General features: G+C 41.5%; 23 protein-coding genes. 15 read left to right on the forward strand and 8 right to left on the reverse strand.

Going from position 1 to position 25171, the window contains the following annotated elements; all coding sequences use genetic code 11:
- The first annotated feature begins 37 nt into the window (after positions 1-37).
- The 3 genes from P6N53_RS11130 to htpG all read left to right on the forward strand — a co-directional run bounded on the left by P6N53_RS11130 (position 38) and on the right by htpG (position 3723).
- Positions 38-457 carry an NUDIX domain-containing protein gene (locus P6N53_RS11130; RefSeq protein ID WP_304543119.1) on the forward strand — a complete coding sequence of 140 codons (420 nt, stop codon included), beginning with the start codon at positions 38-40 and terminating at the stop codon, positions 455-457.
- A 167-nt stretch (positions 458-624) separates the two neighbouring features.
- Positions 625-1785 (forward strand): hypothetical protein, encoded by a 1161-nt coding sequence (locus tag P6N53_RS11135; RefSeq protein ID WP_304543121.1) that lies wholly within the window; start codon positions 625-627, stop codon positions 1783-1785.
- Between the two features lie 93 nt (positions 1786-1878).
- Positions 1879-3723 (forward strand): molecular chaperone HtpG, encoded by a 1845-nt coding sequence (gene htpG / locus P6N53_RS11140; RefSeq protein ID WP_304543123.1) that lies wholly within the window; start codon positions 1879-1881, stop codon positions 3721-3723.
- A 237-nt stretch (positions 3724-3960) separates the two neighbouring features.
- Here htpG and P6N53_RS11145 read toward each other — a convergent pair whose 3' ends face one another.
- Positions 3961-5286: a substrate-binding domain-containing protein gene (locus P6N53_RS11145; protein ID WP_304543125.1), complete on the reverse strand. Its 1326-nt coding sequence runs from the start codon at positions 5284-5286 to the stop codon at positions 3961-3963.
- Positions 5287-5592: 306 nt separating this feature from the next.
- On the opposite strand from P6N53_RS11145, the gene P6N53_RS11150 reads away from it, so the two are divergent.
- Positions 5593-7527 carry a [Fe-Fe] hydrogenase large subunit C-terminal domain-containing protein gene (locus P6N53_RS11150; RefSeq protein WP_304543127.1) on the forward strand — a complete coding sequence of 645 codons (1935 nt, stop codon included), beginning with the start codon at positions 5593-5595 and terminating at the stop codon, positions 7525-7527.
- Between the two features lie 40 nt (positions 7528-7567).
- Here the strand turns inward: P6N53_RS11150 and P6N53_RS11155 are convergent, their stop codons facing one another.
- On the reverse strand, positions 7568-7996 hold the full coding sequence (locus tag P6N53_RS11155; RefSeq protein WP_304543129.1) for a gamma-glutamylcyclotransferase family protein: 429 nt from the start codon (positions 7994-7996) through the stop codon (positions 7568-7570).
- A gap of 185 nt (positions 7997-8181) precedes the next feature.
- Here P6N53_RS11155 and P6N53_RS11160 point away from each other — a divergent pair, with 185 nt between their 5' ends.
- Both P6N53_RS11160 and P6N53_RS11165 read left to right on the forward strand, forming a co-directional pair.
- A complete protein-coding gene (locus P6N53_RS11160) occupies positions 8182-8427 on the forward strand; it encodes a hypothetical protein (RefSeq protein ID WP_304543131.1) in 246 nt (81 codons plus the stop codon).
- 85 nt (positions 8428-8512) lie between these two features.
- Positions 8513-8698: a hypothetical protein gene (locus tag P6N53_RS11165; RefSeq protein ID WP_304543132.1), complete on the forward strand. Its 186-nt coding sequence runs from the start codon at positions 8513-8515 to the stop codon at positions 8696-8698.
- A 306-nt stretch (positions 8699-9004) separates the two neighbouring features.
- Here the strand turns inward: P6N53_RS11165 and P6N53_RS11170 are convergent, their stop codons facing one another.
- On the reverse strand, positions 9005-9361 hold the full coding sequence (locus P6N53_RS11170; RefSeq protein ID WP_304543134.1) for a DUF2512 family protein: 357 nt from the start codon (positions 9359-9361) through the stop codon (positions 9005-9007).
- A gap of 168 nt (positions 9362-9529) precedes the next feature.
- Here P6N53_RS11170 and P6N53_RS11175 point away from each other — a divergent pair, with 168 nt between their 5' ends.
- The 5 genes from P6N53_RS11175 to P6N53_RS11195 all read left to right on the forward strand — a co-directional run bounded on the left by P6N53_RS11175 (position 9530) and on the right by P6N53_RS11195 (position 14820).
- A complete protein-coding gene (locus P6N53_RS11175; RefSeq protein WP_304543136.1) occupies positions 9530-10084 on the forward strand; it encodes a hypothetical protein in 555 nt (184 codons plus the stop codon).
- A gap of 78 nt (positions 10085-10162) precedes the next feature.
- The gene (locus tag P6N53_RS11180; RefSeq protein WP_304543139.1) at positions 10163-11047 is read left to right on the forward strand and encodes a diacylglycerol kinase; all 885 of its coding nucleotides are present in this window, start codon (positions 10163-10165) and stop codon (positions 11045-11047) included.
- A 32-nt stretch (positions 11048-11079) separates the two neighbouring features.
- Positions 11080-11583: a hypothetical protein gene (locus P6N53_RS11185; protein WP_304543141.1), complete on the forward strand. Its 504-nt coding sequence runs from the start codon at positions 11080-11082 to the stop codon at positions 11581-11583.
- Between the two features lie 160 nt (positions 11584-11743).
- A complete protein-coding gene (locus tag P6N53_RS11190; RefSeq protein WP_304543143.1) occupies positions 11744-12955 on the forward strand; it encodes an EAL domain-containing protein in 1212 nt (403 codons plus the stop codon).
- Between the two features lie 287 nt (positions 12956-13242).
- Positions 13243-14820 (forward strand): methyl-accepting chemotaxis protein, encoded by a 1578-nt coding sequence (locus tag P6N53_RS11195; RefSeq protein ID WP_304543145.1) that lies wholly within the window; start codon positions 13243-13245, stop codon positions 14818-14820.
- A gap of 39 nt (positions 14821-14859) precedes the next feature.
- Here P6N53_RS11195 and P6N53_RS11200 read toward each other — a convergent pair whose 3' ends face one another.
- The 5 genes from P6N53_RS11200 to P6N53_RS11220 all read right to left on the reverse strand — a co-directional run bounded on the left by P6N53_RS11200 (position 14860) and on the right by P6N53_RS11220 (position 18789).
- Entirely contained in the window at positions 14860-15330 is a 471-nt protein-coding gene (locus P6N53_RS11200; RefSeq protein ID WP_304543146.1) for an HAD family hydrolase, read from the reverse strand.
- 12 nt (positions 15331-15342) lie between these two features.
- Entirely contained in the window at positions 15343-16086 is a 744-nt protein-coding gene (locus P6N53_RS11205; protein WP_304543148.1) for a phosphate ABC transporter ATP-binding protein, read from the reverse strand.
- Positions 16087-16089: 3 nt separating this feature from the next.
- Positions 16090-16929 (reverse strand): phosphate ABC transporter permease PstA, encoded by an 840-nt coding sequence (gene pstA / locus P6N53_RS11210; RefSeq protein WP_304543151.1) that lies wholly within the window; start codon positions 16927-16929, stop codon positions 16090-16092.
- A complete protein-coding gene (gene pstC, locus P6N53_RS11215; protein ID WP_304543153.1) occupies positions 16926-17822 on the reverse strand; it encodes a phosphate ABC transporter permease subunit PstC in 897 nt (298 codons plus the stop codon). Before pstC ends, pstA begins: the two co-directional genes overlap by 4 nt.
- 61 nt (positions 17823-17883) lie before the next feature.
- Positions 17884-18789, reverse strand: a complete 906-nt coding sequence (locus P6N53_RS11220) for a phosphate ABC transporter substrate-binding protein (RefSeq protein WP_304543156.1) — start codon at positions 18787-18789, stop codon at positions 17884-17886.
- Between the two features lie 266 nt (positions 18790-19055).
- On the opposite strand from P6N53_RS11220, the gene P6N53_RS11225 reads away from it, so the two are divergent.
- The 4 genes from P6N53_RS11225 to P6N53_RS11240 all read left to right on the forward strand — a co-directional run bounded on the left by P6N53_RS11225 (position 19056) and on the right by P6N53_RS11240 (position 25166).
- Positions 19056-20492 carry an NAD(P)/FAD-dependent oxidoreductase gene (locus P6N53_RS11225; RefSeq protein WP_304543158.1) on the forward strand — a complete coding sequence of 479 codons (1437 nt, stop codon included), beginning with the start codon at positions 19056-19058 and terminating at the stop codon, positions 20490-20492.
- Between the two features lie 208 nt (positions 20493-20700).
- Positions 20701-21552, forward strand: coding sequence for a DegV family protein (locus P6N53_RS11230; protein WP_304543161.1), 852 nt, complete (start codon positions 20701-20703; stop codon positions 21550-21552).
- A gap of 39 nt (positions 21553-21591) precedes the next feature.
- Positions 21592-22689, forward strand: coding sequence for a metallophosphoesterase family protein (locus tag P6N53_RS11235; RefSeq protein ID WP_304543162.1), 1098 nt, complete (start codon positions 21592-21594; stop codon positions 22687-22689).
- Positions 22689-25166: an ATP-binding protein gene (locus tag P6N53_RS11240; RefSeq protein WP_304543164.1), complete on the forward strand. Its 2478-nt coding sequence runs from the start codon at positions 22689-22691 to the stop codon at positions 25164-25166. Before P6N53_RS11235 ends, P6N53_RS11240 begins: the two co-directional genes overlap by 1 nt.
- Positions 25167-25171 lie beyond the last annotated feature (5 nt).

A 25171-nucleotide genomic window follows, 5' to 3' on the forward strand; every position in this document is an offset into this window, starting at 1 on the left:
TATACAAAATCCTTTACTCTTGAGGGGAGAGGAAGCAATGGTTTTAGCCGGCCCAAAAACCAAATATTCTATCCGGGTGATGATTATCAACCCGGAGGGAGAGGTTCTGCTAGGTTTAAAAAACAGGGGATTTCACTCAAATAATTGGATTTTTCCAGGTGGGCAAATTGAGTTTGGTGAAACCATAGCCCAGTGTGCAGCAAGGGAAGTGCTTGAAGAGTGCAACATGGAAGTAACAGTACAAGGTCTGATCGATGTAGTATCTGAGAGCTGCAGTGAGAAGCATGTGGTATTTATAAATCTGGTAGCCTATGGGCAAGGGAAAGCTGAAGTTACCGAACCACAGGAGGTAAAAGAATGGAGATGGTATCCTGCGGAACTTTTACCTGAGAATACAACAATATCTGCAAAGAATGCTGTCAGGAAATTTTCTGGCGGTCAAATGATTCCATTATAAATTTTACGGGAGTTCCTGGGAGCTCCCTTTTTTGTTCAGTAGTTATAAGTAATAATTCATAGTGAAATGGCAGAAACTGTAATGATGAATTAGCTGGACCCATAAGAAACAATTTCATAAAGAGGAAGTCTTTTAATTTGAGTGTGCATAGGTAAGGAGGAAAGGGTATGCATTTCAAAAAAACTAATATTTTACTATTAATTATCATTTGTCTATTAGTATTAAGCGGATGTGCTCGGCAGGAGAGTCCTAAGCAGGTAAAAAAGGGGAAAGAACTTGAGGCATATTTCCCGATGGAACAGGATCTTACCTGGCAATATGAAGGCGAAGGAAATGAATATGCTAGTTTTACCAGGAGAGTTATGTATCAGGAGGGTGATAGGCTACAGATTGCTGAAGATAATGGAGGAACAAAGGTAGCACTGGTATATCAAGTTGGCGATAACGAGATCGCCAAGCTTTACTCAGAGCCAGAATTTTACACTAATGAAAATATTTTACAGGGACCTCCCAATATGCACGAGGTTATCCTTAAGGGACCACTTGAGGTAGGCACCACCTGGCAAAATGAGCGATTCAAAAGAGAAATAATCAGTGTAAATGAAGAGGTTAAGGTTCCTGCAGGAAACTATGGACAGGTGGTAAAGGTTAAAATCACCTCAATGGAATTAGAGGCGAGTGGTTCCGAACAATACGAATACTATGCTGAAAATGTTGGGCTGATTATGAGGGAGTTTATCATTGATCAAGAGAAGATAGTCTCCCGATTAAAATCCATGACCAAAACTAAGCCATTAGCCCAAATTAAACAAGCTACCATCAGCATTGAGGGGATTCCCCAGGAGTTCACCCTAAATCTGCTTGACGGCTCCCCATTACCCTTTTATACCTATTTTCCCTCAGATATGGTAGATGACAGGGTTAGCTCTGGGGAGGGGGATACCTTTAGGATAATGGCAAATTTCTCGGGAACTAAGAGGGAAGATGCATTAATGTCCATATTTTTTTATCCCGAGGGAACTAGCACTGAGGATGCAGTAAAATTTGCCAACAGCTTAATCATCAACAATAGATGGGAAAAGGTTAATTACTCCGAGGGTAATACCATAAAGCAATATCCCTGGTCTGAAAGCGAGTGGCCCTTCTTAAGTCAAACAAATAACATTTCGTATCTGGGTAACATTGTTATAGGTAAGCACAGGGATAGGGTATTTCAGGTAATGCTTTATTACCCGGAAGAGTTTTCAGAAGGATTCATCCCCAGGGTAAATAAAATTATTGATGAATTCACATGGACAGATACAAAAACAAAACTTACCGAGGATTAAGAGCATTAAACAGGTTGACAAGGCAAGAATTTCATTTTATATTACTTTATGGAAATTCCCATACAAATTAAATCAGTAGAGGAGGTTAATAAAATGACTAATAACCCACAAAATCAAACTATGGAATTTCAGGCTGAGGTCAAGCAACTACTTAATATTGTCATTCATTCTCTTTATACTGACCGGGAAATTTTCCTGCGTGAGTTAATATCAAATGCTGCTGATGCCTTGGAGAAACTACGCTATCAAAGGGTTGCCGGTGAAAATGTTGACAATGAAGAGCTATCTTTAGAAATTGGGATTGAATTAAATGAAGAGCAAAATAGCCTATCAATCATTGATACAGGTATAGGCATGACCAGGGAAGAATTAATTCAAAATTTAGGCACCATAGCCCATTCAGGTTCAAAGGCCTTTATAAAATACCTTTCTGAGGGAGATAAGAAGGATTTCAACCTGATTGGTCAATTTGGTGTTGGTTTTTATTCCGCCTTTATGGTTGCCGAGAAGGTTACTGTTGAGAGTCAGTCATATTTGCCCGGGGCCACTGGCTGCACCTGGAGATCTGAGGGGGCAGGCAGCTATACCATAGAAGATAATGCTGAGCTAACCAGGGGTACCAGGATAACTCTTAAACTAAAGGAAGATGCCCAGCAGTTTTCTAAAGCGGAAACCATTAAAAGGATTATTAAGCAGTACTCTGGTTTTGTACCTTTTCCAATTTTAGTTCAAGGTGAAAAGATAAATACCGTTCAAGCCATTTGGACAAAAAATAAAAACGAGGTCTCTGAAGAGGATTACAATGAATTCTATAAGTATGTGGCCAATGCCTATGACGAGCCACTTCTAAAGCTGCATTTTTCTGCAGATGCACCTATTAATATCAATGCCCTGTTATTTGTTCCAAAGACAAATCTCGAAGGTTTTGGATTTGGTAGAATGGAGCCAGGGGTAAGTCTCTATTGCCGTAAGGTATTAATTCAACAGCAATCCAAGGAAATTTTGCCCGATTGGCTAAGATTCGTAAAGGGTGTTGTTGATAGCGAGGAACTTCCCTTGAATATTTCCCGGGAGACCATGCAGGATAGTGCACTGATATCCAAGCTGCGTCGGGTGCTGACAGGACGTTTCCTCAAGTTCCTTAATGAGCAGGCTAAAAATTCTCCTGAGAAATACAATGAGTTTTGGGAAACCTTTGGTGCTTATCTTAAAGAAGGACTGGCTACTGATTTTACTCATCGGAATGAATTGGTTAAGCTACTTCGCTTCGAGTCTTCTAAATCGGAACAACTGGCTTCGCTACAGGATTATTTAGACAGAATGAAAGAAGACCAGCAGCAAATCTATTACTTTAACGGACCTAATCGTGAGACAATTGAGGCCAGCCCTTATATGGAAATCTTTAAAGATAAGGACCTGGAGGTCCTTTACACCAGGGAAGCGGCCGATGATTATATATTAAGCCAGTTGGGAGAATTTGAAGGCAAAAAAATTGTAAGTGTTGATCAGTCCGATCTGGATATAGAGGGATTTGCTGATAGGGATCAAGCCCAGTCACTATCTGCTGAAGAAACAAATGACCTTATCACCTGGCTGAAGGATGCCCTGGGGGATAAAGTCACTGAGGTAAAGGAATCCAAACGATTAGCCGATAGTCCCGCCATTGTGCTAAACCCGGATCATCTTAGCAGCAGCATCCAGAGAATGATGCAGTTAATGAATAAGGATCTCAGTGCCATAGGACCAAAGGTATTAGAGATCAATACAAGTCATTCAATTATCAAAGGTCTCAGTAAGCTAAGCAAAAAAAAGGATCCTTTAGCCAATATGGCAGCAGAGCAGGTTTATGACAATGCCCTTATCGCCGCTGGACTAATGGTGGACCCAAGGGGTATTGTGGAGAGGATGAATAGAATTTTGGAGCGGGCTTTGAATTAAAGGACTGGGATCAAGGACTATACTTTTTTTATATAAGAAGTTGGGTCCCGGCTGTTTAGCCGGGACCCTCAGTTTGTCGAGAAGCTTTAATAATCCCTCACGACTCCTCTCTCCGAGTGGACAGCGCTACTCCCTTGCTTCTGGCGAAAATGGGCCGCCTTCGAGTAAACATCGTGTTTACCTCAGGCTTGCCAGGACGTCCAAGTCCGGGCAGGGGAATTTGGGTAGACCAGTTATCTACTGCCCACCGCCCCCTTGTCCACCACCCTCTTGTTCACCGGCCTGGCCTTCTTGGCCACCTTCGGCACCTTGAGATTCAATGGCTTTAATCTCACCATCAACCTCTACTTCCATAACCTTGCCGTCCTGGGTAACGATCCTGACCTTGGTTTTCTGGCCACCCCCTTGACCTTGGTCAGACTGTTGTTCCGAACCTTCCTGGCCTTCCTGATCACCTTGGCCAGGAGAATTTTCCTGTCCCTGTTGGCCCTGTTGTTCTTGCTGCCCTTGCTGCTGGCCCCCTTGCTGTGGCTCTAACTTACCCCAACGTTCCTCTAATAGGTAAATTTGTTCCTGTTGTACAAGGCGAACAGGGATAATCTTAGCGGGAATATCAAAATTGCCATTTTGTATCCTGGTGTCACTGTTCCAATTGCCCTTATTAATTAAATCCACTGCTGCATCAAAGGCAAAGTTCGCCAATTGTTCAGGCATGATATCAATTTCTGCGTCATGTTCACCTGCAGCCAGGGCCTGGGATGACTGCTTGTCAGCCCCAACCCCCACAGTGACAATCTGACCTTCCAGACCTTGTTTTTTTAGCTCCTTTAAGGCAGCCATACATAATTGACCATCTGTTGCCAAGATGGCATCAACCTTTTCGGTTTGGAGGCTTTTCTGCACGGTCATCTGGGCAAATTCAGGCTTACCTTCTGAATGTTCGACAACCTTTACATTTCCAACATTTTGACTTTGTTGTAAAACTCCCTGGGCACCCGAGGCAATTTTTTGGGATACAGGGTCCACGGGATCTCCCTTTAGTATAAGTACATTAAAATTTGGTTGCTGGCCGGTCTGCTGAGACTGAACCAGCATTTTATTTAGTGCCAGCATACCTTGTAGCTCTCCGGCGCGGGTATGATCCGAGGCTATATAACCGTCCAATGGTGCATTAGCTGGTAAGGTTTCCAGGCCTATTACCTTTATTTTTGCCTGGGTGATCTTCTCTACCAGCCTTACCCCCTCTTGGGGACTTACAACCTGTAGGACAATGGCCTTAACCTTTTGTTCTATTAGCTTGTCAATATCCTGTTCCTGCTTGGAAGGATCCATTTGGGCGTCCATCCAGGTGATTTGCACATTTTCCCTTTGCTTTCTTTGATCCATATACTTTTTTATAGTCTGGTTGCCGTCAAAGTCCATGGAAGCTAGACTAACGCCAATTTTTACATTGTTTGTTTGGGGTTTAGGCTGTGGCTCCTGACCCGGGCAGCCTGTAGAAAATATCATAAACGAAGCAAGCAGTATACCTAGACCTGCAGTTTTAATAGTTTTAAAGGTCATCACGTCACCTCTGTATTTAACGTTGTTACATTTATTATTACTTAAAAGCCGATAAATATGATTATTTTGTTTAGAGCCTGAATGAACTAGTATTAATATCGAATATATATGAAAATTAACATGACGTTAGATTACCTATCGGTCGAAATTTATCTAATTTTAGTTCCTAAACTAACGATAATATGTTAAAATTTAACTAATTTGTTTGGAACCAATTGGTTACATATGTGCCAATTGGTTTACTTCTTTAATAGCCAAAAAAGAGAATGTTTTTAAAATTCATACTATACAAACAGGAGGGACCAGATGTTAGAAGGCGTGGTTTATACAGATCTAGACAAATGTAAAGAGTGTTCTGCCTGTCTCCAAGTGTGTGAAACAAAGTCAATAAGATTTGAGGATGGAAAGGGCCAAATAATAAAGGGCAGCTGCCTTAATTGTGGTCTGTGTATCAACGTTTGCAGTAAAGGGGCTAAGGCTTATAAAAGAAGCTTGGAAAATGTCAAGAGTCTAGCGGGAAAGAAGAAGTGTGCCATGGTCCTTGCTCCCTCCTATGTTATTGTTGCCAAGAAAAGATATGGTTGTTCACCCGAACAATTTTGCACGGCCTTAAAAAAGCTAGGTTTCTCCCTAGTATATGAGTCAAGTTTTGGAGCAGATGTAGTAACAAAGGTTTATATTGAATATGTTAAGAATAAAATTCAGTCAAGTGGAAAAGAAAAGACCCATGTTATTACAAGCCCCTGCCCGTCACTAATGAACTTTATAGAGAAACACGTTCCTGAGCTAATTGATGAGTTTGCCCCGATTCTAAGCCCCATGGCAGCCCAGGCAGTACTGGCAAAGCAATGGAACAATAATGATGTGGTTATTATTGGTGGAAGTCCCTGCCCGGCAAAAAAATCAGAACTCCTTGATCAGTCCCTAGGGCTGTTTGAAGAAGTGCTGACCTTTGAAGAGTTATGTGAGTGGCTGGATATGGAGAATATTAATCCATCATCCTTAGAGGCAGCCGAATTTGATGGTATTCAAGCCCTATATGGTGCAGGATTTCCCATATCTGGCGGTTTGGCCAAGACCCTGGAACAATTCTCCAGTGGATTAGAAATTAACCCCATTGGCAGTGACATACTTGTCATTGAAGGGGAACATAGAAGCTTAGAATTTTTGAAACAAATGGCGGAGGATAAGAAAAGGGATAAAGAATTAACTAATTATCCCCAGCTAATTGATATTCTATATTGCGATGGCTGTATTGTTGGCAAAGCTATGGGTGTAAAAAGTAATTTTCTAGAAAGCAAAAGGATTGTTGCCGACTACACTCAAAATAGATTTAAAAAGGTAAAAGAAAAGGGACTCTTTAAAAAACACAAGGGTTATCAATTCTTAGTAAAAAATACAGTTAAGGCACCGGACTTCAAAGGCTGGATTGATATTGTGGAGCAACTGATAAAGGGCAATAGATTTTATCGTTCTTGGGAAAGTCAAAAATATAATAAGGATCACCCTATGGATACTGAACTTAAGGCCATCCTGGCCCAGGACGGCAAATACTCCATAGATGATGAGCTTAATTGCCGGGCCTGCGGCTATAAAACCTGCAGGGAGAGGGCCATTGCTGTATATAATAGAGAGAACGTTGCCGGAGGATGTGTGATACACCAAAAGGAATTGGCCCAGAAGCTTCACGCTGAGGCCCAGGCAGTAAATGTAACAGTACTAGAGAATACCGAGGCACTGATCTTAACTATAAATGAAATAGTTAAAGGTAATCAAAGTAATGCCCAAATGTCTAACAGACTTCTCGCAAGCATAGAGGAACACGGTGAGGAAATTCTTAACCTACGAAGCAAAATCAATGATATAATCAAAACCTTAAGTTATTTCACGGATATGTCAAACAGCATAGCAAGTATAGCAGACCAAACAAAAATGTTAAGCTTGAATGCCCAGATAGAGGCGGCCAGGGCAGGGGAAACAGGCAGGGGATTTGCCGTGGTTGCCGGTGAAGTCGGAAAGTTATCCGCCGAGACCCATGAAAAACTTAAGTCAGTTAATGCTTATAAAAATGAGGTAGCCACAAATCAGCAGGAACTTGATCGGATAATCTCTAAACTTATAAATGATTCCACACAGGTCAGTGAATTGGCAAATTCCTCAGCAGCAGTGGCAGAGCAGATTTCAGCATCTTCTGAAGAGTTATTTGCTGCGACAGAAAACCTAAAATCAATAATAAAGTAAAAAAAGGCGACCAAGCCTATATGCTTGGGTCGCCCTTTGCTTATTTTGATGCTAGCTTTTCCTTGAGAAATTTTGCCCAGTCGCCATCTGGTATTACTTGAGCATTTTCTCTTAACCACTGGGCTTTTGAAGGTGGCCAAAGATACATGTGGGCTTTAACTGTTTCACCTGACTCAAGCACAACATCTTTTATTTCCCTAATAAGGTGACTTTGACTTTCAACACCGGTGTATTTTTGAATTTCGTCAATTTGTGGGAGAATTACAGGCATTTCCCTGGTGTCAAACATTACTCCCTTTATTTCCCCTTCACCGCTAAGAACTACCGGATAGCCGTCCTCGGGGAGATAATACATTACTCCCTTAGCCTTGGCTACATAGACCACTGGCTTGTAATTCTCAACAAAGCGCTGGTAATTTTCTAAGCCAGGCAACAAGGTGCCATATACAAAAAGATTATTCAAATACATACTGTTCACCTCTCCTTAGTATTTTATAGCCTAAGTTGACAAAAATAGCATCATGGAGGAAAATTTATTAGATAGATCATACCTTAACTTCCAGGGATATTATCTTTAATTGTATTTTAAAGGAAGTATTAAACACAAGAACTTGGGCTAAATTTTATTGAAATCTTTCTGAGGAGGTTAAACAGATGGGGACTGATAGACCGCAAGCAGGAAGGGATTATTATTTTGTTAAGTTTAATCCGGAGCTTAAACACCAGGGCGGAGAATTCAACTTGAATAATTATGTGGTTTATAAGGCCAGGCTAATTAAAGTAACAGAAGATAGCTATCTAATACAAAACGATCAGCTAGAGACCTTGGAACTAAAGAATACCTTATTGTTTAATAGTAAGGATGAGGCAGAAAAATATAAACTTCACCTGTCTTTTTAGTTTTTATATTTAATACTATCCCCCGAATTATTTTTAGGCTGATACGGGACAATATAGGAAAGCAGCTAAATAGGGGGTTGATAAGGTGAAAAATGACGATAAGCCAAGGTTTATACTAAGGGAGAAGCATGAAGACGGCTCTGTGGAAGCAACCATGCCCTTATCCCTTGGTTACCTTCGGGAAATAGTCAGGCCATCTCAGGTGGAGGGTACAAGTTTTTGGATTGAGCCCTATGAAGGAAAGGTAGAAAAAGAAGACGAGGAAGAATAAAATGACCGGGTTGACCGGTCATTTTCAGTCTATTGAAAAGATACAACTTGGGTTTTAATAATCCCGAACAGCGACATTCGAAGCAGTGGAAACAGCGCTTCGCGAAGCTGAGGATGCGAAAATGGGTGAGCGGACATGGACGTCCGCTCAAGCCTGAGGTAAACACGATGTTTACTCGAAGGCGGCCCATTTTCGCCCAAAGCAAGGGATTAGCGCTGTCCACTGCGGAGACAGGAGTCGTGAGGGATTATTAAAACCCGAATATAGGTAGTTTCTCGACAATCTGAAAATGACCGGGTTAACCGGTCATTTTGTTTCAACTATGTCGGCTTCTACTAAATATCTGTGAAAGAAGTACTCACCTACTGCTATCAATAGACCGAAGATAATATAGGACATTATGGTTAACCTTAAGTCCGCCGAGGCAAAATCTATAATCAATAAAATAAACGCAGCCAAAACCCCTTCTATAATAGTTGCCGATGGATTACCATACCTTGTAAGTATAAAGCGATCCCCGGCAAAATATGTTGCCACTGTTACAATGACAGCCACAGCCAATGCCCAGGACCAGGAATTAGCTGCTATAAAGGTAATAGCAATCCAAGCTGTCACAAGAATCATAAAGAATTTTATTGCCAGAGATAAGAAGATTGAGTTCAAGAATTCACCCCCTTTGGCATTATAATAATGCTCAAAAGGAAGGCTTAATATGTAGTTAAAAGCTAACAGACAGAATTATTCAAAAAATATTATTTTCGAAGTCTAGCTATAATTAAATTGACATGGTAAAATTTATTAAGTTACATATTGCCTAGCAGGGGTGATTTTTTGTTTAGAAATCTCGGGATCATTCTGTTGATTTTGTTTGCTTTACTTTCAGTTAACATAATACCGAGAATGAATAAAGAACAATATATTGTAATATTTCTAGCCCTTGTTCCCGGCCTAATTTTTTATCATTACTATTTCTTTGTAATACCAAAGACGGCAAAAAAGAGTGATGCTCTGATTGGTGCTATTAAGCTGATTTATTCTTCGGTTGAAGAAACTGTATTGGACAAAGATTTAAGAGGTAGAATTATTAAAGGCCTTGATGAGCAGGTAGTTACTTTGGGCAAGGTTATGGATCAAAAATTAAGGCTGCTAAAAAATCCTGCTGCCATGAGATTTAATGAAAGGAATAATCAACCCCTGGAACAAGAATGGAAAAGATTTTTCATACATGCCTTTTCAGTAATTGAACAGGAGTTAGAGGATGAGACCATCCGCAGATGGACATTTAATAAATTTAAAAACAAAATAAACGATAATTCCAGGCAATATGTAAAGATTGCCCTAAAGGATATTATTCAAGACAGTAAATATACACACCTGGTCAAATAGACTGGTGTTTTTTTGTAAAGGAGAAAATTTGAGTATCAATGGAAGTAAAATTTTCCATAATAATAACAGGTGATCTTATTGAAAAGAGCTATGATAATTTATAATCCCACGGCTGGAAGAGAGATGGCAAAACGCCACCTGCCAGGTATTATTGAAAACCTGACTTATAACGGATTCTTAACCATTGGGTATCCTACAAATGGTCAGGGAAGTGCTACGATGGGTGCAAGGGAGGCAGCAGAGCAAGGGGTAGATTTAGTAGTTGCTGCCGGTGGAGATGGGACAGTCTATGAGGTGATAAATGGCCTGGCCGAGCTTGAATATAGACCCACCTTAGGGCTGTTGCCCTTTGGTACGACCAATGACCTGGCCCGGGGACTTGGGATTGGAGGTGGTTTTGATAAGGCCTGCCATACCTTAACAAAGGGGCGGGCGATTCCTGTGGATATCGGTAAGTTTAATGGCCGGTATTTTATCAATATTGCAGCAGGAGGGGCCCTAACAGAGCTAACCTACGAAGTCCCTTATAAGTTAAAGACCATCATCGGGCAATTGGCGTATTATTTAAAGGGCTTTGAAAAATTACCCCATATTAAATCCTCAAGGGTGAGAATCGAATTTAACGATGAGTGCTTTGAAGGCGAAATAATGCTGTTCTTACTGGCCAATACCAACTCCGTAGGCGGATTTGAAAGGCTTGCTCCTAGGGCAGCCATAGATGATGGACTATTTGATTTACTAATTATCAAGAAAACAGATTTAGTTCGTTTTATACATCTGGCAGGTGAGGCTATTAGGGGGTACCATATTAACGATCAATATGTTATTTATGCCCAGGCCCGGGAGGTTAAAGTATCCGTTGAGAATAATATGCCGGTAAATCTAGATGGTGAATATGGAGGATTATTGCCAGGTATATTTACAAATTTACATCATCATTTGTATATGATGGTCCCTGAATAACTATAACGATTTAAACAAAGGGAGGTACATCAATGAAAAAGTTGGGTCTTAATGGGAAGAAATGGCTGAAGGGTTTTCATATTTTCTTTTGCTGTGCCTGGGTAGGAGCAGCCCTTGCTATGAATCTACTTACATTTGCCGCCAATCCTGCAACAGGGGATGAACTATATGCTGTTCAGGCATCTATAAAGATAATTGATGATTTTATTATTATACCAGCAGCCCTGTGTACCTTATTTACCGGATTACTTTTTAGTCTATTGACTAATTGGGGGTTTTTCAAATTTCATTGGCTAACGGTCAAGTGGGTAATAACCGTAGGCACTATTTTATTCGGCACCTTTTGGCTTGGACCATGGGTTAACGGAATGACTTCAATAGCTGACCTTGAGCGCTCAGGGGCCTTTGATAACCCTACCTTTTTACACTTCCGCAATATGAATGCCTGGTTTGGCAGTACACAGGCATTACTCCTTGTGTTAACTGTCTTTATTTCTGTTTTTAAGCCCTGGGGCAAGCGGGGAGAAGGTAAGTAATTGTATAATGTATTATATGCTAATAATTGTTCAGTAGGAAAATATTTCTGGTATAATTCAAATAAGTATTTTTATTTTATGTGAATAGATTAACTTGGCAAAGAAGCCTATCCTTAAAGGGATAGGCTCTGTTTTTTTAAAAAGCAGGATAGGTGCGAAAATGACAGTGCATAATCAACTTGAAATAAAAAGTATAATATCCGATAAGCAAATAATTACACATTTTCAACCTTTAATATCTATTAGGAAGAAATCCGTTCTAGGGGTAGAGGCTTTATCCAGGAGCATATATGAGAACGAGATTATTCCCCCGGATATCTTATTTAAAGCTGCAGCCAAAGAAAATTTAACTGTGGAATTAGATAGATTATGCAGAGAGAAAGCCTTTGAAAATTTCGCAAGGTCATTTCCTACAGGGGAAGATCAACTCCTGTTTTTTAATCTTAATACCAGTATACTGAAAACACCCCTTGTGGGTTCTGGTCATATAGTGAATTTTGTCAAATATTACGGTATAAACCCAAAAAACGTTGTAATAGAAATAATTGAATCTGATACTGATGATATCCTTGCATTACAGAGGTTTATTGAGTTATACAGGGGCTTTGGCTTTTTGATTGCCCTAGATGATGTGGGGGCCGGTTGTTCTAATCTTGATAGAATAATTATTACCAAACCAGATATCATCAAATTTGACAGGGCACTAATAAGTGGTATTCATAATTTTTTTTATAAGCAAGAGATTTGCAGGGCTTTGATAAATCTATCCCGAAAAATTGGAGCGCTGGTGGTGGCTGAAGGTGTTGAGGAAGAGAGGGAAGTCATAACCTGTTTGGATTTAGGGGTTGATATATTACAGGGCTACTATTTTATGAAGCCCATGACGATTACCGACGATAGGAACTTAAGGATTTTAAATCAAAGGATAGAAGGAATTGTAGAAAAGTTTAAATCATATAAACTTAAAAAAATTGACTTTGAAAGAAATAGACGCATCTATTTTGAACAATTATTGGAAGATGCCCGTAACGACCTTTCAGCCCTAAAGGCGGAAGAAATGAATGCGCTATTATCAAAGGTGGCAGAATGTCCTTCGGTTGAATGTATCTATGTTTTGGACAATGCGGGAATTCAAGTGAGTGAGACGGTATGCAATCAAAGGGAACTCAATAGAAATGCCATTTTTTATCCTGCTAAAAGGGGAACAGATCATTCGTTAAGGGATTTTTACTACCTTCTCTCAAGCAACGAGCAAGAGTTTTACTTTAGCGACCCCTATATTTCTATGGCTTCCGGCAGTTTAACCATAACTGGCTCTGCCCGTATGCAGAATCAACCTTTAATATTATGTATAGATTTTATTTACGATTAGAGAATGACTTATATTATAAACTGCTTACCTTTTATATGTTATCAAGCAAATTAATAGCAAGATATGAAAAGACGGAAATTATTTTACCCGGCTAAGTAATTTCCGTCTTTTCATATCATTAGAGGATATTTTGCTGAAAAAACACAGAAATATGGCCAAATGCACAAAGTATTTAGCTATAAGATCTTGTCAAATATTGTCTGTTTTTGTAAACTGAAAAGGTAATAGGTAATACCAATATTTTGGGTTAATGTATAACATATAATTAACCCTCGAGGAGTGATGAGATGAACTTAACAGTAAAACACCGACTATTCTTGGCATTTGGATTATTAATTATCATTACATTATCTTTGGGTCTCTATGCAAATTTCACCCTGCAGGTAGTCAATGACAAATCTTTAGAAATAACAAGTACTTGGCTGCCAGGGGTCGAATTAGCCGGAGATATAGAAACCCTTGTGGCAGATATCAGGATTAATGAATTCAGACATATAGCTGCCACAAGGGAAAAAGATATTAATGAAATGGAGGAATTAATTGCCAACAATAAACAGGAAATTGAAAATTACTTAGCCGAATACGAAAAAAATGTCTATGACAACCACAATAAAAACCTGCTAATAGTTACACGTTCTGAATGGCGGAATTTTCTTGAGGCCGACCAAAGGGTTATTAATCTAAGTAGAGAGAATAAAAATCAGGAAGCCATGGATACTATGCAACAGGAATCACAAGCCCTTTATAGTTATGCCAGACATGCATTGGCTGATCTGGTAAACTATAATCAAGACAATGCAGATAAAGCTAGCCTTGAAGTACATACCCTTCATAAGCAATCACAATCCCTACTCCTGTCAGCCATCCTTATAGCAGCCCTCCTAGGTATTTCCGCCGCCTACTTTATTAGCCGTAGTATTACAACACCCCTTAAAAATATAGAGAAGAACGCCAATATGCTTGCAGCCGGAGACCTCACGGTAGAGGATATCAGAGTTAAAGGGAAGAATGAAATTAGCAGCCTAGCAGATTCTTTTAATAGTATGAAGAATAACTTAAACGCTGCCATTGGACATTTGGCCGTTACAGCCCGAGAAATATCGGAGACATCATCAGGATTGGCCAGTCAGGCGGAACAAACGTCTGCTGCTGCCACAGAGAATGCTGCCACCGTTGAGGAAATTGCTACTACTATTGATCAGGTAGCCCAGGATTCTAATAATGTATCCTCGGTATCAACGGGCATTTCCCAAAAGGCGATGAAGGGTAATGAGGGAATTGAACAACTAAATAAGCAAATTACTATCATCAGCACTTCCAGCGAGAAAGCCTCAGGAGTTATTGAAAATCTCTCGCAAACCCTTAACAAAGTAGGACAGATTGTAAACTTAATAACAGGTATAGCTGATCAAACCAATCTATTAGCCTTAAATGCAGCCATTGAAGCAGCTAGGGCCGGGGAACAGGGACGTGGTTTTGCGGTAGTTGCTGAAGAGGTGAGGAAATTAGCGGAACAGTCCTCCAATGCGGCCAAGCAAATTACCGGATTAATCCAAAATGTGCAAACAGAATCACAGCTGGCAGTTGAAACAATGAATCAAGGCAACCATGAAGTAACCCTAGGGGTTCAGGTAGCAAATGAGGTAGGGGAAATTCTTACAGGAATTTTATCTGAAATCGGCGGTCTTTCGGAGAAGATACATGATGTCGCTGCAGCATCAGAGCAAGTTTCTGCGGGAGTAGAGAATGTGGCGAGCTCAACTGAGGAACAAACTGCTGCTATGCAGGAGGTTTCGGCCTCAACAGAAAATCTGAAGAAGATGGCAAGTGATATTGACCAATTGGTAAATAAATTTAAACTATAGCAATAAATACCAAAAGGGGACGGTAAATCCGTCCTCTTTTTAACCTCTCAGGGTTGCTTTTAATCTTTTGAGGTTCAGGAGCAGCCCAAGGCCTTCATTGATATCCTTTACCACTATATCGGCAGAGTTAACAGCTTTAACCGAGGCACCCTCGTGACCAATCACAGCTATTCCCAGGGCGGCTTTCTTTAACATCAGGCAGTCATTGGCCCCATTGCCAAGGGCAATCACATTTTCAGCACCCAGAGCGGCTACGAAGGCTTCTTTTTCTCCTGCTCCCAGATGGTTCTTTAGAATAACAACCTTTCCATTTAATGATTGACACTCAGCAGCAGCCTGACCAAAGGTATCTGCAGTTATTACATAAATATCAAGTATTGTAGCTAGATTATTTAGATTTTCTAACACTCCATGAACTAGCTTGCCGTCCAAGGCTATGGTACCGTTATAGTCTAGGACTACAGACTTTATATGAAGTTCTCCCCTGCCGGGAATTTGTAAAGAAATCATAGTAACCTCCTATCACCATGTTAGACCAGCTATAAAATCACTGGTTTCCTGTTTGTCAGGGTTGGTGAACAGCTTTGTAGTCTCAGCACTTTCCAGAAGCTGACCGTTGATCATAAAGATAGTCATGTGGGCGATGCGTTTAGCCTGGAAAAGATTGTGGGTAACAAGAACAACGGGTAATTTCTTCGCCAGTTCGACTAACAATTCCTCTATTAGCCTGGTGGAAGCAGGGTCTAAATTAGAGCATGGCTCGTCCAGTAATAAAACCTCTGGATCTACCGCAAGAACCCGGGCTATGGAAAGACGTTGAATCTGACCGCCTGAGAGCTTATTGGCCGGACTGTTTAATTTATCCTTTACTTCATTCCATAAACCTGCCTGGGTTAGGCAATTTTCAGTAATATCATTTAACCTCTTTTTGTTCCGCTCCCCGTGGTAACGGACCCCAAACAATAGGTTTTCTTTAATGCTTAAGGGTAACGCCACCGGGGTTTGGAATACTATTCCTATCCTGCGGCGTATGTCCCCGGCCTCCCTTTGATAGATGTCTTCACCCGAAACTAATACTTTACCTTCCAGGCGATAGCCAGCATCTAATTCTAAGGTTCTGTTGAGGCTTTTCAAAAAAGTTGTTTTACCACACCCAGAGGGGCCTATAATGGCAGAGATTCTGTTTTCGGCGAAGGTATGGTTAATCTCCTTTAAAATTTGTTGTTTTCCAAACCAGACCTGTAAGTTTTGAACAACTATTGACATCTTCTAGGCCCCTTTTTTGTTCAATTTATTCAACCATAAGGCAATAATATTTAACAATAAGAGTAACAGCACCAGCACCAGAGCTGTACCATAGGCCTTATCCAGGGATACCTGTTGGCTAAATAGTATATAAAGATGGTAAGGCATGGCCATTACTGGCTCATATAGGCTTACTGTGGGAGGGGTGGCAATAACTGCAGCGGTGACCATAATTGGGGCAGTTGCCCCTGCCGCATATCCCATGGCTAGCAGAAGCCCTGCTAATATTCCTGTGGCTGCTTGGGGTAATAGGATTCGGACCAAAATATAGCCCTGGGAGACCCCTAGGGCTTTAGCAACAAGCAGGTAATTACTGTTCACTGACAGGAGCGCATCCCTGGAGGTTACAACGATTACAGGAAAGATCATAATGGCTAAGGCCAACCCACCAGACAAGAGGGAAATACCAAAGCCAAATTTCACAACAAATAGCGCATAGGCAAAGAGACCTGTCACTATGGAAGGAATCCCGGCCATACATTGCACTGTTATATTTACTAGGCTGCTAACTCTACTGGCTTTGGCGTACTGGGTCAGATAGATTGCAGTGGACAGGGCCGGCCCGGAAGCGGCGGCAATGGCCAGAAGGATCAAGGAAAGGGTACCCCTTATGGCAGGAAAAATGCCACCCTCAGCTCCCAGGGGTAATCCCTTGGGCACTGATAGGATAAATTCTGCTGTTAAGGAGGAGTATCCCTTGTAAAATAGATAGCCCAAAATAGAAATAAGCACAAGTAAAAGAAGAAGTCCGCTGCACCAAAACAGGGATAACCAAAGAAAATCAATTAAGGGTCTTAGCTTCAAGGTTGGTTCACCTCGTTTCTACGGCCCCTCCTGAACAGGGTGAATAGCAGATTAACGCTAACAACAAATACAAGCAGCACCAGTCCGGCACCAAATAGGGCCTGGTAATGAAGACTGCCCACCTCGGACGTGCCAAGCTCCAGGGCAATCAGTGCAGGCAGTGGTTCACCCTTGCTAAACCAAGAGGTTGGAAGTACCAGGGTATTGCCGGCCAGCATTAACACAGCCATGGTTTCACCGGCTGCTCGGCCAAAGGCAAGTATGAGTGCCCCAAGCAGTCCCCTTTTAGCCATGGGTAATAGTACCTTCAAGACAAAGTATACCTTAGATACACCTAGACCCAGAGCTACCTGACGATATTCTCCGGGGACAGACCTTAGGGCTGATTCTGCAGTGCTAACAATATAGGGTAATACCATTAGGGTGAGCACCAGGGAGGCGCAGAAAAGGGATTCTCCACTGGCCATATCAAAGGTGACTTCAAAATACTTTACCAACACAGCAGCTCCCAAAAAGCCATAGACAACCGAGGGTATGCCTGTTAATAAATTAAGCACCGGCCTAATAAGGCTTGCCAACCATACAGGTGCAAATTCAGCCAGGAATATTGCACAGCTAAATCCTAGGGGAGTTGCCAGAAATACCGCCCCCAGGGCAGTCCAAAAGGTACTTAGGATCATGGTGCCTATACCAAAAAGGGGGGGAGCTGAAAGGGGTTGCCAGTCAGTCCCTGTAATAAAGTTTATCAAGGAAAGGGGTTGCCACAGGGGCCAGCTTTGGACCGCCATAAAGGCAAAAATGGACAGTAATAACAGGGCACTGGAAAGTGAAACCAGTTGGAATAGAGTGCTGGTGGAAAAAATGGCAAGTTTGTTTGTTTTAATCTGAGGCATATATACACAACCCTGTAAAATATTATGGGTAGCTGAATTATTCAACTACCCAGGTCAACTCCTATTTTGCCGGGGGAATAAAACCTAATTCTTCCACAACAGTCAGGCCTTTTTCAGATAAGAGATAGTCAATAAAAATCTGTTGTTTTTCATCAGGCTGCTCTTTAGTAACCAGAAGCAGCGGGCGGGCAATCTTGTATTCGCCGCTGGCAATATTTTCAGTGGTAGGCTCCACTTCATCTATTTTTAGTACAGAGATTTTACCCTCGTTTTGTTTTACCAATCCTACTGATACATAGCCAATGGCATCAACGTTTTCTGCTACCTTTCCGGCCAGTGCCCCCATGGAGGGTAGTTGCTGAGCCTCTTTGGCAACGGGGGTACCTTTCATAACCAGCTCGTCAAATACCTGACTGGCTCCACCACCCAAATCACGTATGGCAAGGACGATGGGTCGTTCGGGCAAATTTGCATCAAGGTCTTTCCAGGTCTTAATTTCCCCAGCAAAAATCTGTTTTACTTCTTCGGTGGTTAGATTTGGCTTAACCCGAACAACCGGGTTTTGAGGATTAACAGCAATGGTCAAAGCATCGGAGCCAAGTTTTATGATTTTCCCGTTGGGCATTTTTTCCTTTTCCGTATCTTTAATTTCCCTTGAGACAAGACCGATATCTACGGTGCCGTCCAGAGCTGATTTTACTCCAAAGCCGGAACCGCCGGTGGAAACAAATAAAACTATGGGTTCCTCAGCAAATTTTGCATCAACATTGTTCCAGGTTTTGTAGTGCTCGGTAAAATCATCGGCACATTTAGCAATCACAGGGGCCAGGGTACTGGAACCACCTAGCTTAATATATGCTGCTTTTGACTCGGACTCAGCCTTAGGCTGTTCGCTTTGGCCACAGCCAAGCAGCATAAAAAAAGACATTAGAAGCACCAATGCATAAACAAACCTACTTTTTCTCATAAAAAACAACCTCCTTGTTGCTTTGTCTTTTCCCTTCAGGAAAAGATTAACAAATATTCAACATGTTCTTAACATAGCACATTATTATTACCCTGTGAAATGAAAGATATTTATATATTTCAGGTAAGATATAACTGTTAATGGGTAATAAGCTCTGGTATGGAAAGGTTACTATAAAATAACTATTGATCTTTCTAACTATATAGTTCATAATGAATCTGTTTGTGAATTTCACAATTGTGAACTATTAGACAGGACGTGATGACATGAAAAAATACGATGTAATTGTTGTCGGCGCCGGTCCTGCAGGTATTTATGCCTGCTATGAATTAGCTTTAAAGGCACCGCACATAAAAGTGCTGCTGATTGATAAGGGAAGGGACATCTATAAAAGGGTTTGTCCGATTCTTCAAAAAAGAACAATCAAATGCCCACCGCCTACCGCTAAAAAAGACCACGCCGGCTGTGTACCAGCCTGCTCCATAACTAACGGCTTTGGTGGAGCAGGAGCATATTCAGACGGTAAATTTAATATTACCACCGAGTTTGGTGGCTGGATGACCGATTATCTGGTCCCTTCGGAAGTCCTTAACTTGATAAAATATGTTGATAGCATCAATATCAAGCACGGGGCACAATCTGAGACAACTGATCCCACCACTGATGCTGTCAAGTCTATCGAAAAGCGTGGCTTGGCCGTTGGGCTGAAGCTTCTACGTGCCCAGGTAAGGCATCTGGGGACTGAACAAAACCTAGAAATTCTGAAAAGCATCTTTGAGTTTTTGAAAAACAAAAATATAGATATGATGTTTGAAAAAGAGGTAGAGGATTTAGTTATCACCAAGGATAGGGAAGTACTCTCTATCAAAGGGGTTATTACGAAGTCAGGGGAAGAATACAGTGCTGATAAGGTTGTTGTTGTACCGGGGCGTGATGGCTCTGAGTGGTTATCAGGTATTCTCAAAAAGCATGGCCTAGCCATGGATAACAACCAGGTTGATGTTGGTGTTCGTGTAGAGACCCTAAATGCCATTATGGAAGAAATAAATGAGAACCTTTATGAGGGCAAGTTTATTTTCAGGTCTTCCGTTGGAACCTCCGTAAGAAGCTTTTGCAGCAATCCTTCTGGCCATGTTGTTATCGAGAACCATTCAGGTGTTATGCTGGCCAATGGTCACGCCTTTAAGGATAAAAACCTGGGTAGTAGCAATACCAACTTTGCCTTACTGGTTTCTCATAAGTTCTCTTATCCCTTTGATAAACCAATTGAATATGCTAAATATATTTCCAAGCTGGCTAATGACCTATCCAACGGCAGTGTTATCGTTCAAAAATATGGGGACATCCTAAAGGGGCGCAGGTCCACTAAAAAACGCATTCAGGTAGGCTTTGTGGAGCCGACTCTAAAAGAGGCAGAACCTGGTGCCTTAGGCTTAGCCCTTCCCTATAATACAATGAAAAGTATTATCGAGATGCTGGAGGCCTTAGATAAAGTCACACCCGGCATCGCCTCCGAGCATACCCTGCTCTATGGGGTAGAGGCCAAGTTTTATTCAGCCCGCCCCAAGCTGACCAATAGATTTGAAACGGAAATTAGGGGTTTATATGCAGGTGGTGACGGTGCAGGCATCACCAGGGGACTGGCCCAGGCCGGAGCCTGCGGTGTGGTAATTGCCAGGGACATTATAGAAAAACAAGCCTAAAATAAGTCGTGAGGGTACTATAACCCTAAGGTAGTTTCTCGACAGTTTGTAGCCCCATCCAATGTGGAAGGGGCTTTTTATATTTTTTAGATATTATTATTTTTGTTGTAATCCAGGAAATGCTTGAAATATTTGCTGTATTGTGGACAGTAGTTATATAATTTAATCAGAGAGAAGGAAATTGTTCGAAAGTGGGGTTGCTATAGAAATGTCCGTTAAGATTGTAACTGATAGTACTTCATATATACCTTTGGAATTAAGAAAAAAATATGATATTACTGTTGTTTCTTTGTCTGTAACCTTTGATTCAGAGACTTATCGTGAAGAAGAGATAGACAACTTAACCTTTTATAATAAAATGTCCCGGAGTAAAACTATCCCGACTTCCTCTCAGCCTTCGCCCCAGGAGATATTTCAAGTATTTGAGAAGCTTGTTTTAGAGGGACATTCGGTGGTGGGCATATTTCTATCTTCCGAAATGAGTGGGACCTTTTCTGGAGCCTGTTTAGTTAAAAAGATGATTATTGAGAAATATCCAGATGCTTGCATTGAAATTATCGACTCCAGATCCAATTGCATGGAACTGGGCTTTGCCGCACTAGCGGCCGCCCGGGCCGCCAGTTACGGACAAGCCATGGCAGGAGTAATAAATGAGACTAAAAGGGTTATTGCCAGGAGCAGATTTATATTTGTTCCAGATACCCTGGAATATCTACACAAGGGTGGTAGGATAGGTGGTGCCTCAGCACTATTAGGTTCTCTGCTGCAGATAAGGCCGATTCTTACGGTAATTGATGGTAAAACGGCACTGCTGAGTAAAGTTCGCAAAAAGGACCGGGCAGTTCAAGAAATTATAAAAATATTTTTACAGGATACAAAAAGTAGAGGACTGGGGGAAGCAGTTATCCATCACATCAATTATGAGCCGGAAGCCCGTAAATTGGCCCGGCAATTAGAAGATACCCTTGGTGAGGCTTTGCCCGTATGTGCCATTGGCCCGGTAATTGGTCTTCATGTGGGTCCAGGCACCCTTGGAATTGCCTATTATACTAAGGAGTAATAGAATGTACCTGGATGAGCTTTATAAGGAGGTGGACTCTTGCCAAAGATATTGCATGCAGCCGATATTCACCTGGGGGCTCCCTTTAAGCAGTTTACAGTAAAGGGTAAGGAACTTAGGGAGGGGGCTAAGCAAACCTTTCAAAATATTATTAATTTGGCCAATGAAGAGAATGTTGATTTAGTAGTGTTTGCAGGAGATATAGCTGATTCCAACAGGCTTTCTCCAGCTATGGTTAATTTTATTACCAGCCAGTTAAGTAAATTGAAAATGCCCGGGGTCATATTGCCAGGAACCCACGACTCATATAACAAGGAATCCATTTACAGACGCTTTGAATGGTCAAGGCTGGAAAATGTTGTTATTTTTTCTGAGGAGGCGGGACAAGCCCTATTTTATCCCCAGCTATCACTGGCAGTCCACGGAAAACCAAATACATCAAATAGGGATAGTGTGAGTCCTATTAAGGGATTGACCCCCCACCCTGAAGCCCGCTGGAATATCGCCCTGGCCCATGGTTCCCTGCAGATCACCGGCAAATCAGCTGAGGATGATTATCCCATAGAATTTAAGGATATCGAAGCTTTAGAAATGGATTACCTAGCCCTTGGTCACTGGCACAGTTTTCTAGGGGACATAAGGCTAGGCAAAACCCTTGCTTCATACTGTGGCTCAGCCACTACCCTGGGTTTTGGCGAAGATAACGGTACGGTAAACATAGTTGAGCTAACCGAGCGGGGAGTAGAGGTTACCCGGAAGGAAGTAGCTTACCATAAATGGACGAGGGTAGAATGTAATGTCCGGGAACTGGCAGAGGAAGTGGAAAGACTTGCTGGACCGAATATTTTGCTAAGGGTCAGAATCAAGGGTAATATATCCGAGGAAGAAAAAGCCATAATAATAGAAATACAAGAAAGATATAATGAATCTTTTTTTGATTTTCATCTGGAGCATGGTCAAGGGGAAAAAGGGAATATACAAATTGATTTAGCTTCTTTTCCAGAAACAACAGTGGTAGGTCAATTCATCCGCTTAGCAAGTCAAAAAATAGATCAAGCTGATCCGGAGCAAAAGCAACTATGGGAAGAAGTAATGCAGCGTGGGTGTAATATTCTGGTGAACGGCGAGGTGGAATAATGTTAATAAAAAAGCTAAAGGTGAAAAATTTCCGCAACCTACGATCCGTTGACCTGACTTTCACATCCGGTATAAACCTGGTCAAGGCCCCAAATGAGGGAGGGAAGTCATCCCTTCGCCAGACCATCAATCTGGCCCTTTATGCTGACCCTAAAAGTACCAGCAGCAAGATTCAAAGCATGCAAACCTGGGGCAATGACGTAATGTATGAGGTTTCCATGCAAATTGCCTCGGACAAGGAAGAGTATTTGCTAACTAAGGATTTTGAAGCTAAAACAATGGTTTTGGAAGAAATTGGTTCAGGCAAAAAATTATCCTCCAAGCAAAAAATTGCAGAGGTTATATCAGAAATTTCAGGACTTCCCACAGAGGTGCTTTTTAAAAATACAGTCTTTTTTTCAGCAGAGGAGCTTCAGCAAGTAAAGAACGCCCCTGAGCTTAGGGCTAGGTTGGAAGAAAAGCTTTCCGGCGTTGACGGGGTATCCATTACCCAGATCCTAAAAAGTATTGATGGCAAATTAGGTGAATTAAATAAAGGGGTAACTAAACCTGCCAAATACCCGGGCGCAGTGAAGGTTGTCCTTGATAAAATTGAAAGTCTTAAACAGAATCTTACCCTAGTAAAAAATGAAGTGGAAAGCACAGCCAAGAATATCGAAAAACTTACCGAATTAAATGGTAATCACCAGGACTTGATTAGAGAACTAGAGCAGAAAAGGGCGGAGCATGATAAATCCCGGACCTGGAAAACCGCCAGGGAAAACTATGATCAATTCAATAGGTATTTTTCAGAGGTGGTGTTGCTAGAACAAAGGAAAAAGGATCTGGAACGGGCCTCCAATGAGTCTAGGGATGGGCTGAAAAAGGTAGAGGCTGATATGGCTAAGCTTGAGCCAGTTATCCCGGCCATTGAAAACTTTATAAACATGATGGATAACTATAAAGATGCTGAGCAGAGGTTTAGCAGAATCAGTAATCTGGTGTCCAGGCTAGATGAGTCAGAGAAGCTATTAATGGAATCCCGGGAGGACTTAGCAAAATGTATTTCTGTAGCCAGCGGTGATTTAAAGGTCTGCAGTTCAATGGCTACAGAAATTGAGGTGCTGCGAAGAACAGGTATTGAGCAAGGCTTTGTAATAGACCTGACACCTTTGTCTGATATCAGACCGGAGCTTATAATTGATAAGGATAAGCAATCCTTTGTTCCGGGCGAGGCCATTGACGGCCGCAGCGAGGTTATCATAACCATTCCTGATATAGCCAGGATTAAAGTGGCAAACAAGAACCTGGAAGCTAATAAAAACCTGGAAAAGGAAAAACTCCTTTCAAAGGAACTGAATCAAAGGCTAGCAAAGTATAAGGTTTCAACTATACAGGAATTAATGGAACTATACAATAAGTGGTCCTTAATTAACACAGAGTTGGAAAAGAGAAAAATAGCTATCCAAACCCTATTGGCAGGTAAGCAGCCAGAAGAGTACAGGCGAAGCTTAGAAGCACAGGAAACAGCCTGGTCAGACCTGAAAAACAGGGTTTTAAATGAGTATCCTAATGTCAAAGAATTAGTAAGGGCGGTGGAGCCGGAATTAGTTTTTTCACAGGAACCTGAGACTTGCCTTGAATTGCTAAAAGTTAAAAAAATTGAATACCAGCAGACTAAAAGGAATCTGGATAGTAAAGCCAGGATTATAAATAATGAGTTTCAACAAGCCTTGGGAGCGCTGCAAAACCTTCCCCCGGATGAACAAATAAATAATGATAAAGCAAGATTGGCTATGGAGACTATTAAAGCTCAAACTGTGCTGGAAGCCCTTAATTTGCCGGATATGAGCTTAGAAAAGGTTGTGGCTTTGGAAAGGGCAATTGGGAGTTTGGAGAAACAATATAACTCCATGGAACTGGAGAGAAGACTGCTTACTGAGGCCATGAACCAAGCAAGATATGGAGTAGATGATATTGTTGGGCTGGAAGAAGAACTTGAACACTATCAGGGGGTACTGGAAGCATACCGCAGGGAATATCGCATACTGCAAGCCGTTAAGAATCTAATTATAGAAGCCAGGGGACAAACCCTGGCCAAAATTACCGGTGAGATTGGAACCAGGGCCCAGGATTACCTTACAAGGCTTACAGGAGGTCGCTATAATAAAATTGACCTTGATTCCGGTGAATTGGAAATGAAGGTTTACTCAGACGCCAAGGGTAGTCACGTAGAAATAAACGAGGAACTTTCCACGGGAACCAGGGATCAAGCCTATTTAGCCTTTCGTTTAGCCTTAGTGCCGGCAATAACCAAGGGGAAAAAACCTCCCATACTTATAGATGATTCCTTGGCATTTTTTGATGAGGGAAGAAGACAAAGGGCCTATGAAATACTTCGAGAGATTGCCGCAGAGCACCAGATTATTATCTTCAGTTGCCAAGACTATTATGATGGCTTAGCAGATAATATCATAAACCTGGCAGGGATTCAATAATAGGA

The sequence above is a fragment of the Desulforamulus aquiferis genome (genome assembly GCF_030577015.1).
GTDB classification, from domain to species: Bacteria; Bacillota; Desulfotomaculia; order Desulfotomaculales; family Desulfotomaculaceae; genus Desulfotomaculum; species Desulfotomaculum aquiferis.

What these genes read in the sequence shown, in the direction of transcription:
- P6N53_RS11130 (WP_304543119.1), top strand. Translation starts at nt 38, where the DNA reads ATGGTTTTAGCCGGCCCAAAAACCAAATATTCTATCCGGGTGATGATT.
- P6N53_RS11135 (WP_304543121.1), top strand. Translation starts at nt 625, where the DNA reads ATGCATTTCAAAAAAACTAATATTTTACTATTAATTATCATTTGTCTA.
- htpG (WP_304543123.1), top strand. Translation starts at nt 1,879, where the DNA reads ATGACTAATAACCCACAAAATCAAACTATGGAATTTCAGGCTGAGGTC.
- P6N53_RS11145 (WP_304543125.1), bottom strand. Translation starts at nt 5,286, where the DNA reads ATGACCTTTAAAACTATTAAAACTGCAGGTCTAGGTATACTGCTTGCT.
- P6N53_RS11150 (WP_304543127.1), top strand. Translation starts at nt 5,593, where the DNA reads ATGTTAGAAGGCGTGGTTTATACAGATCTAGACAAATGTAAAGAGTGT.
- P6N53_RS11155 (WP_304543129.1), bottom strand. Translation starts at nt 7,996, where the DNA reads ATGTATTTGAATAATCTTTTTGTATATGGCACCTTGTTGCCTGGCTTA.
- P6N53_RS11160 (WP_304543131.1), top strand. Translation starts at nt 8,182, where the DNA reads ATGGGGACTGATAGACCGCAAGCAGGAAGGGATTATTATTTTGTTAAG.
- P6N53_RS11185 (WP_304543141.1), top strand. Translation starts at nt 11,080, where the DNA reads ATGAAAAAGTTGGGTCTTAATGGGAAGAAATGGCTGAAGGGTTTTCAT.
- P6N53_RS11190 (WP_304543143.1), top strand. Translation starts at nt 11,744, where the DNA reads ATGACAGTGCATAATCAACTTGAAATAAAAAGTATAATATCCGATAAG.
- P6N53_RS11195 (WP_304543145.1), top strand. Translation starts at nt 13,243, where the DNA reads ATGAACTTAACAGTAAAACACCGACTATTCTTGGCATTTGGATTATTA.
- P6N53_RS11200 (WP_304543146.1), bottom strand. Translation starts at nt 15,330, where the DNA reads ATGATTTCTTTACAAATTCCCGGCAGGGGAGAACTTCATATAAAGTCT.
- P6N53_RS11205 (WP_304543148.1), bottom strand. Translation starts at nt 16,086, where the DNA reads ATGTCAATAGTTGTTCAAAACTTACAGGTCTGGTTTGGAAAACAACAA.
- pstC (WP_304543153.1), bottom strand. Translation starts at nt 17,822, where the DNA reads ATGCCTCAGATTAAAACAAACAAACTTGCCATTTTTTCCACCAGCACT.
- P6N53_RS11220 (WP_304543156.1), bottom strand. Translation starts at nt 18,789, where the DNA reads ATGAGAAAAAGTAGGTTTGTTTATGCATTGGTGCTTCTAATGTCTTTT.
- P6N53_RS11225 (WP_304543158.1), top strand. Translation starts at nt 19,056, where the DNA reads ATGAAAAAATACGATGTAATTGTTGTCGGCGCCGGTCCTGCAGGTATT.
- P6N53_RS11230 (WP_304543161.1), top strand. Translation starts at nt 20,701, where the DNA reads ATGTCCGTTAAGATTGTAACTGATAGTACTTCATATATACCTTTGGAA.
- P6N53_RS11240 (WP_304543164.1), top strand. Translation starts at nt 22,689, where the DNA reads ATGTTAATAAAAAAGCTAAAGGTGAAAAATTTCCGCAACCTACGATCC.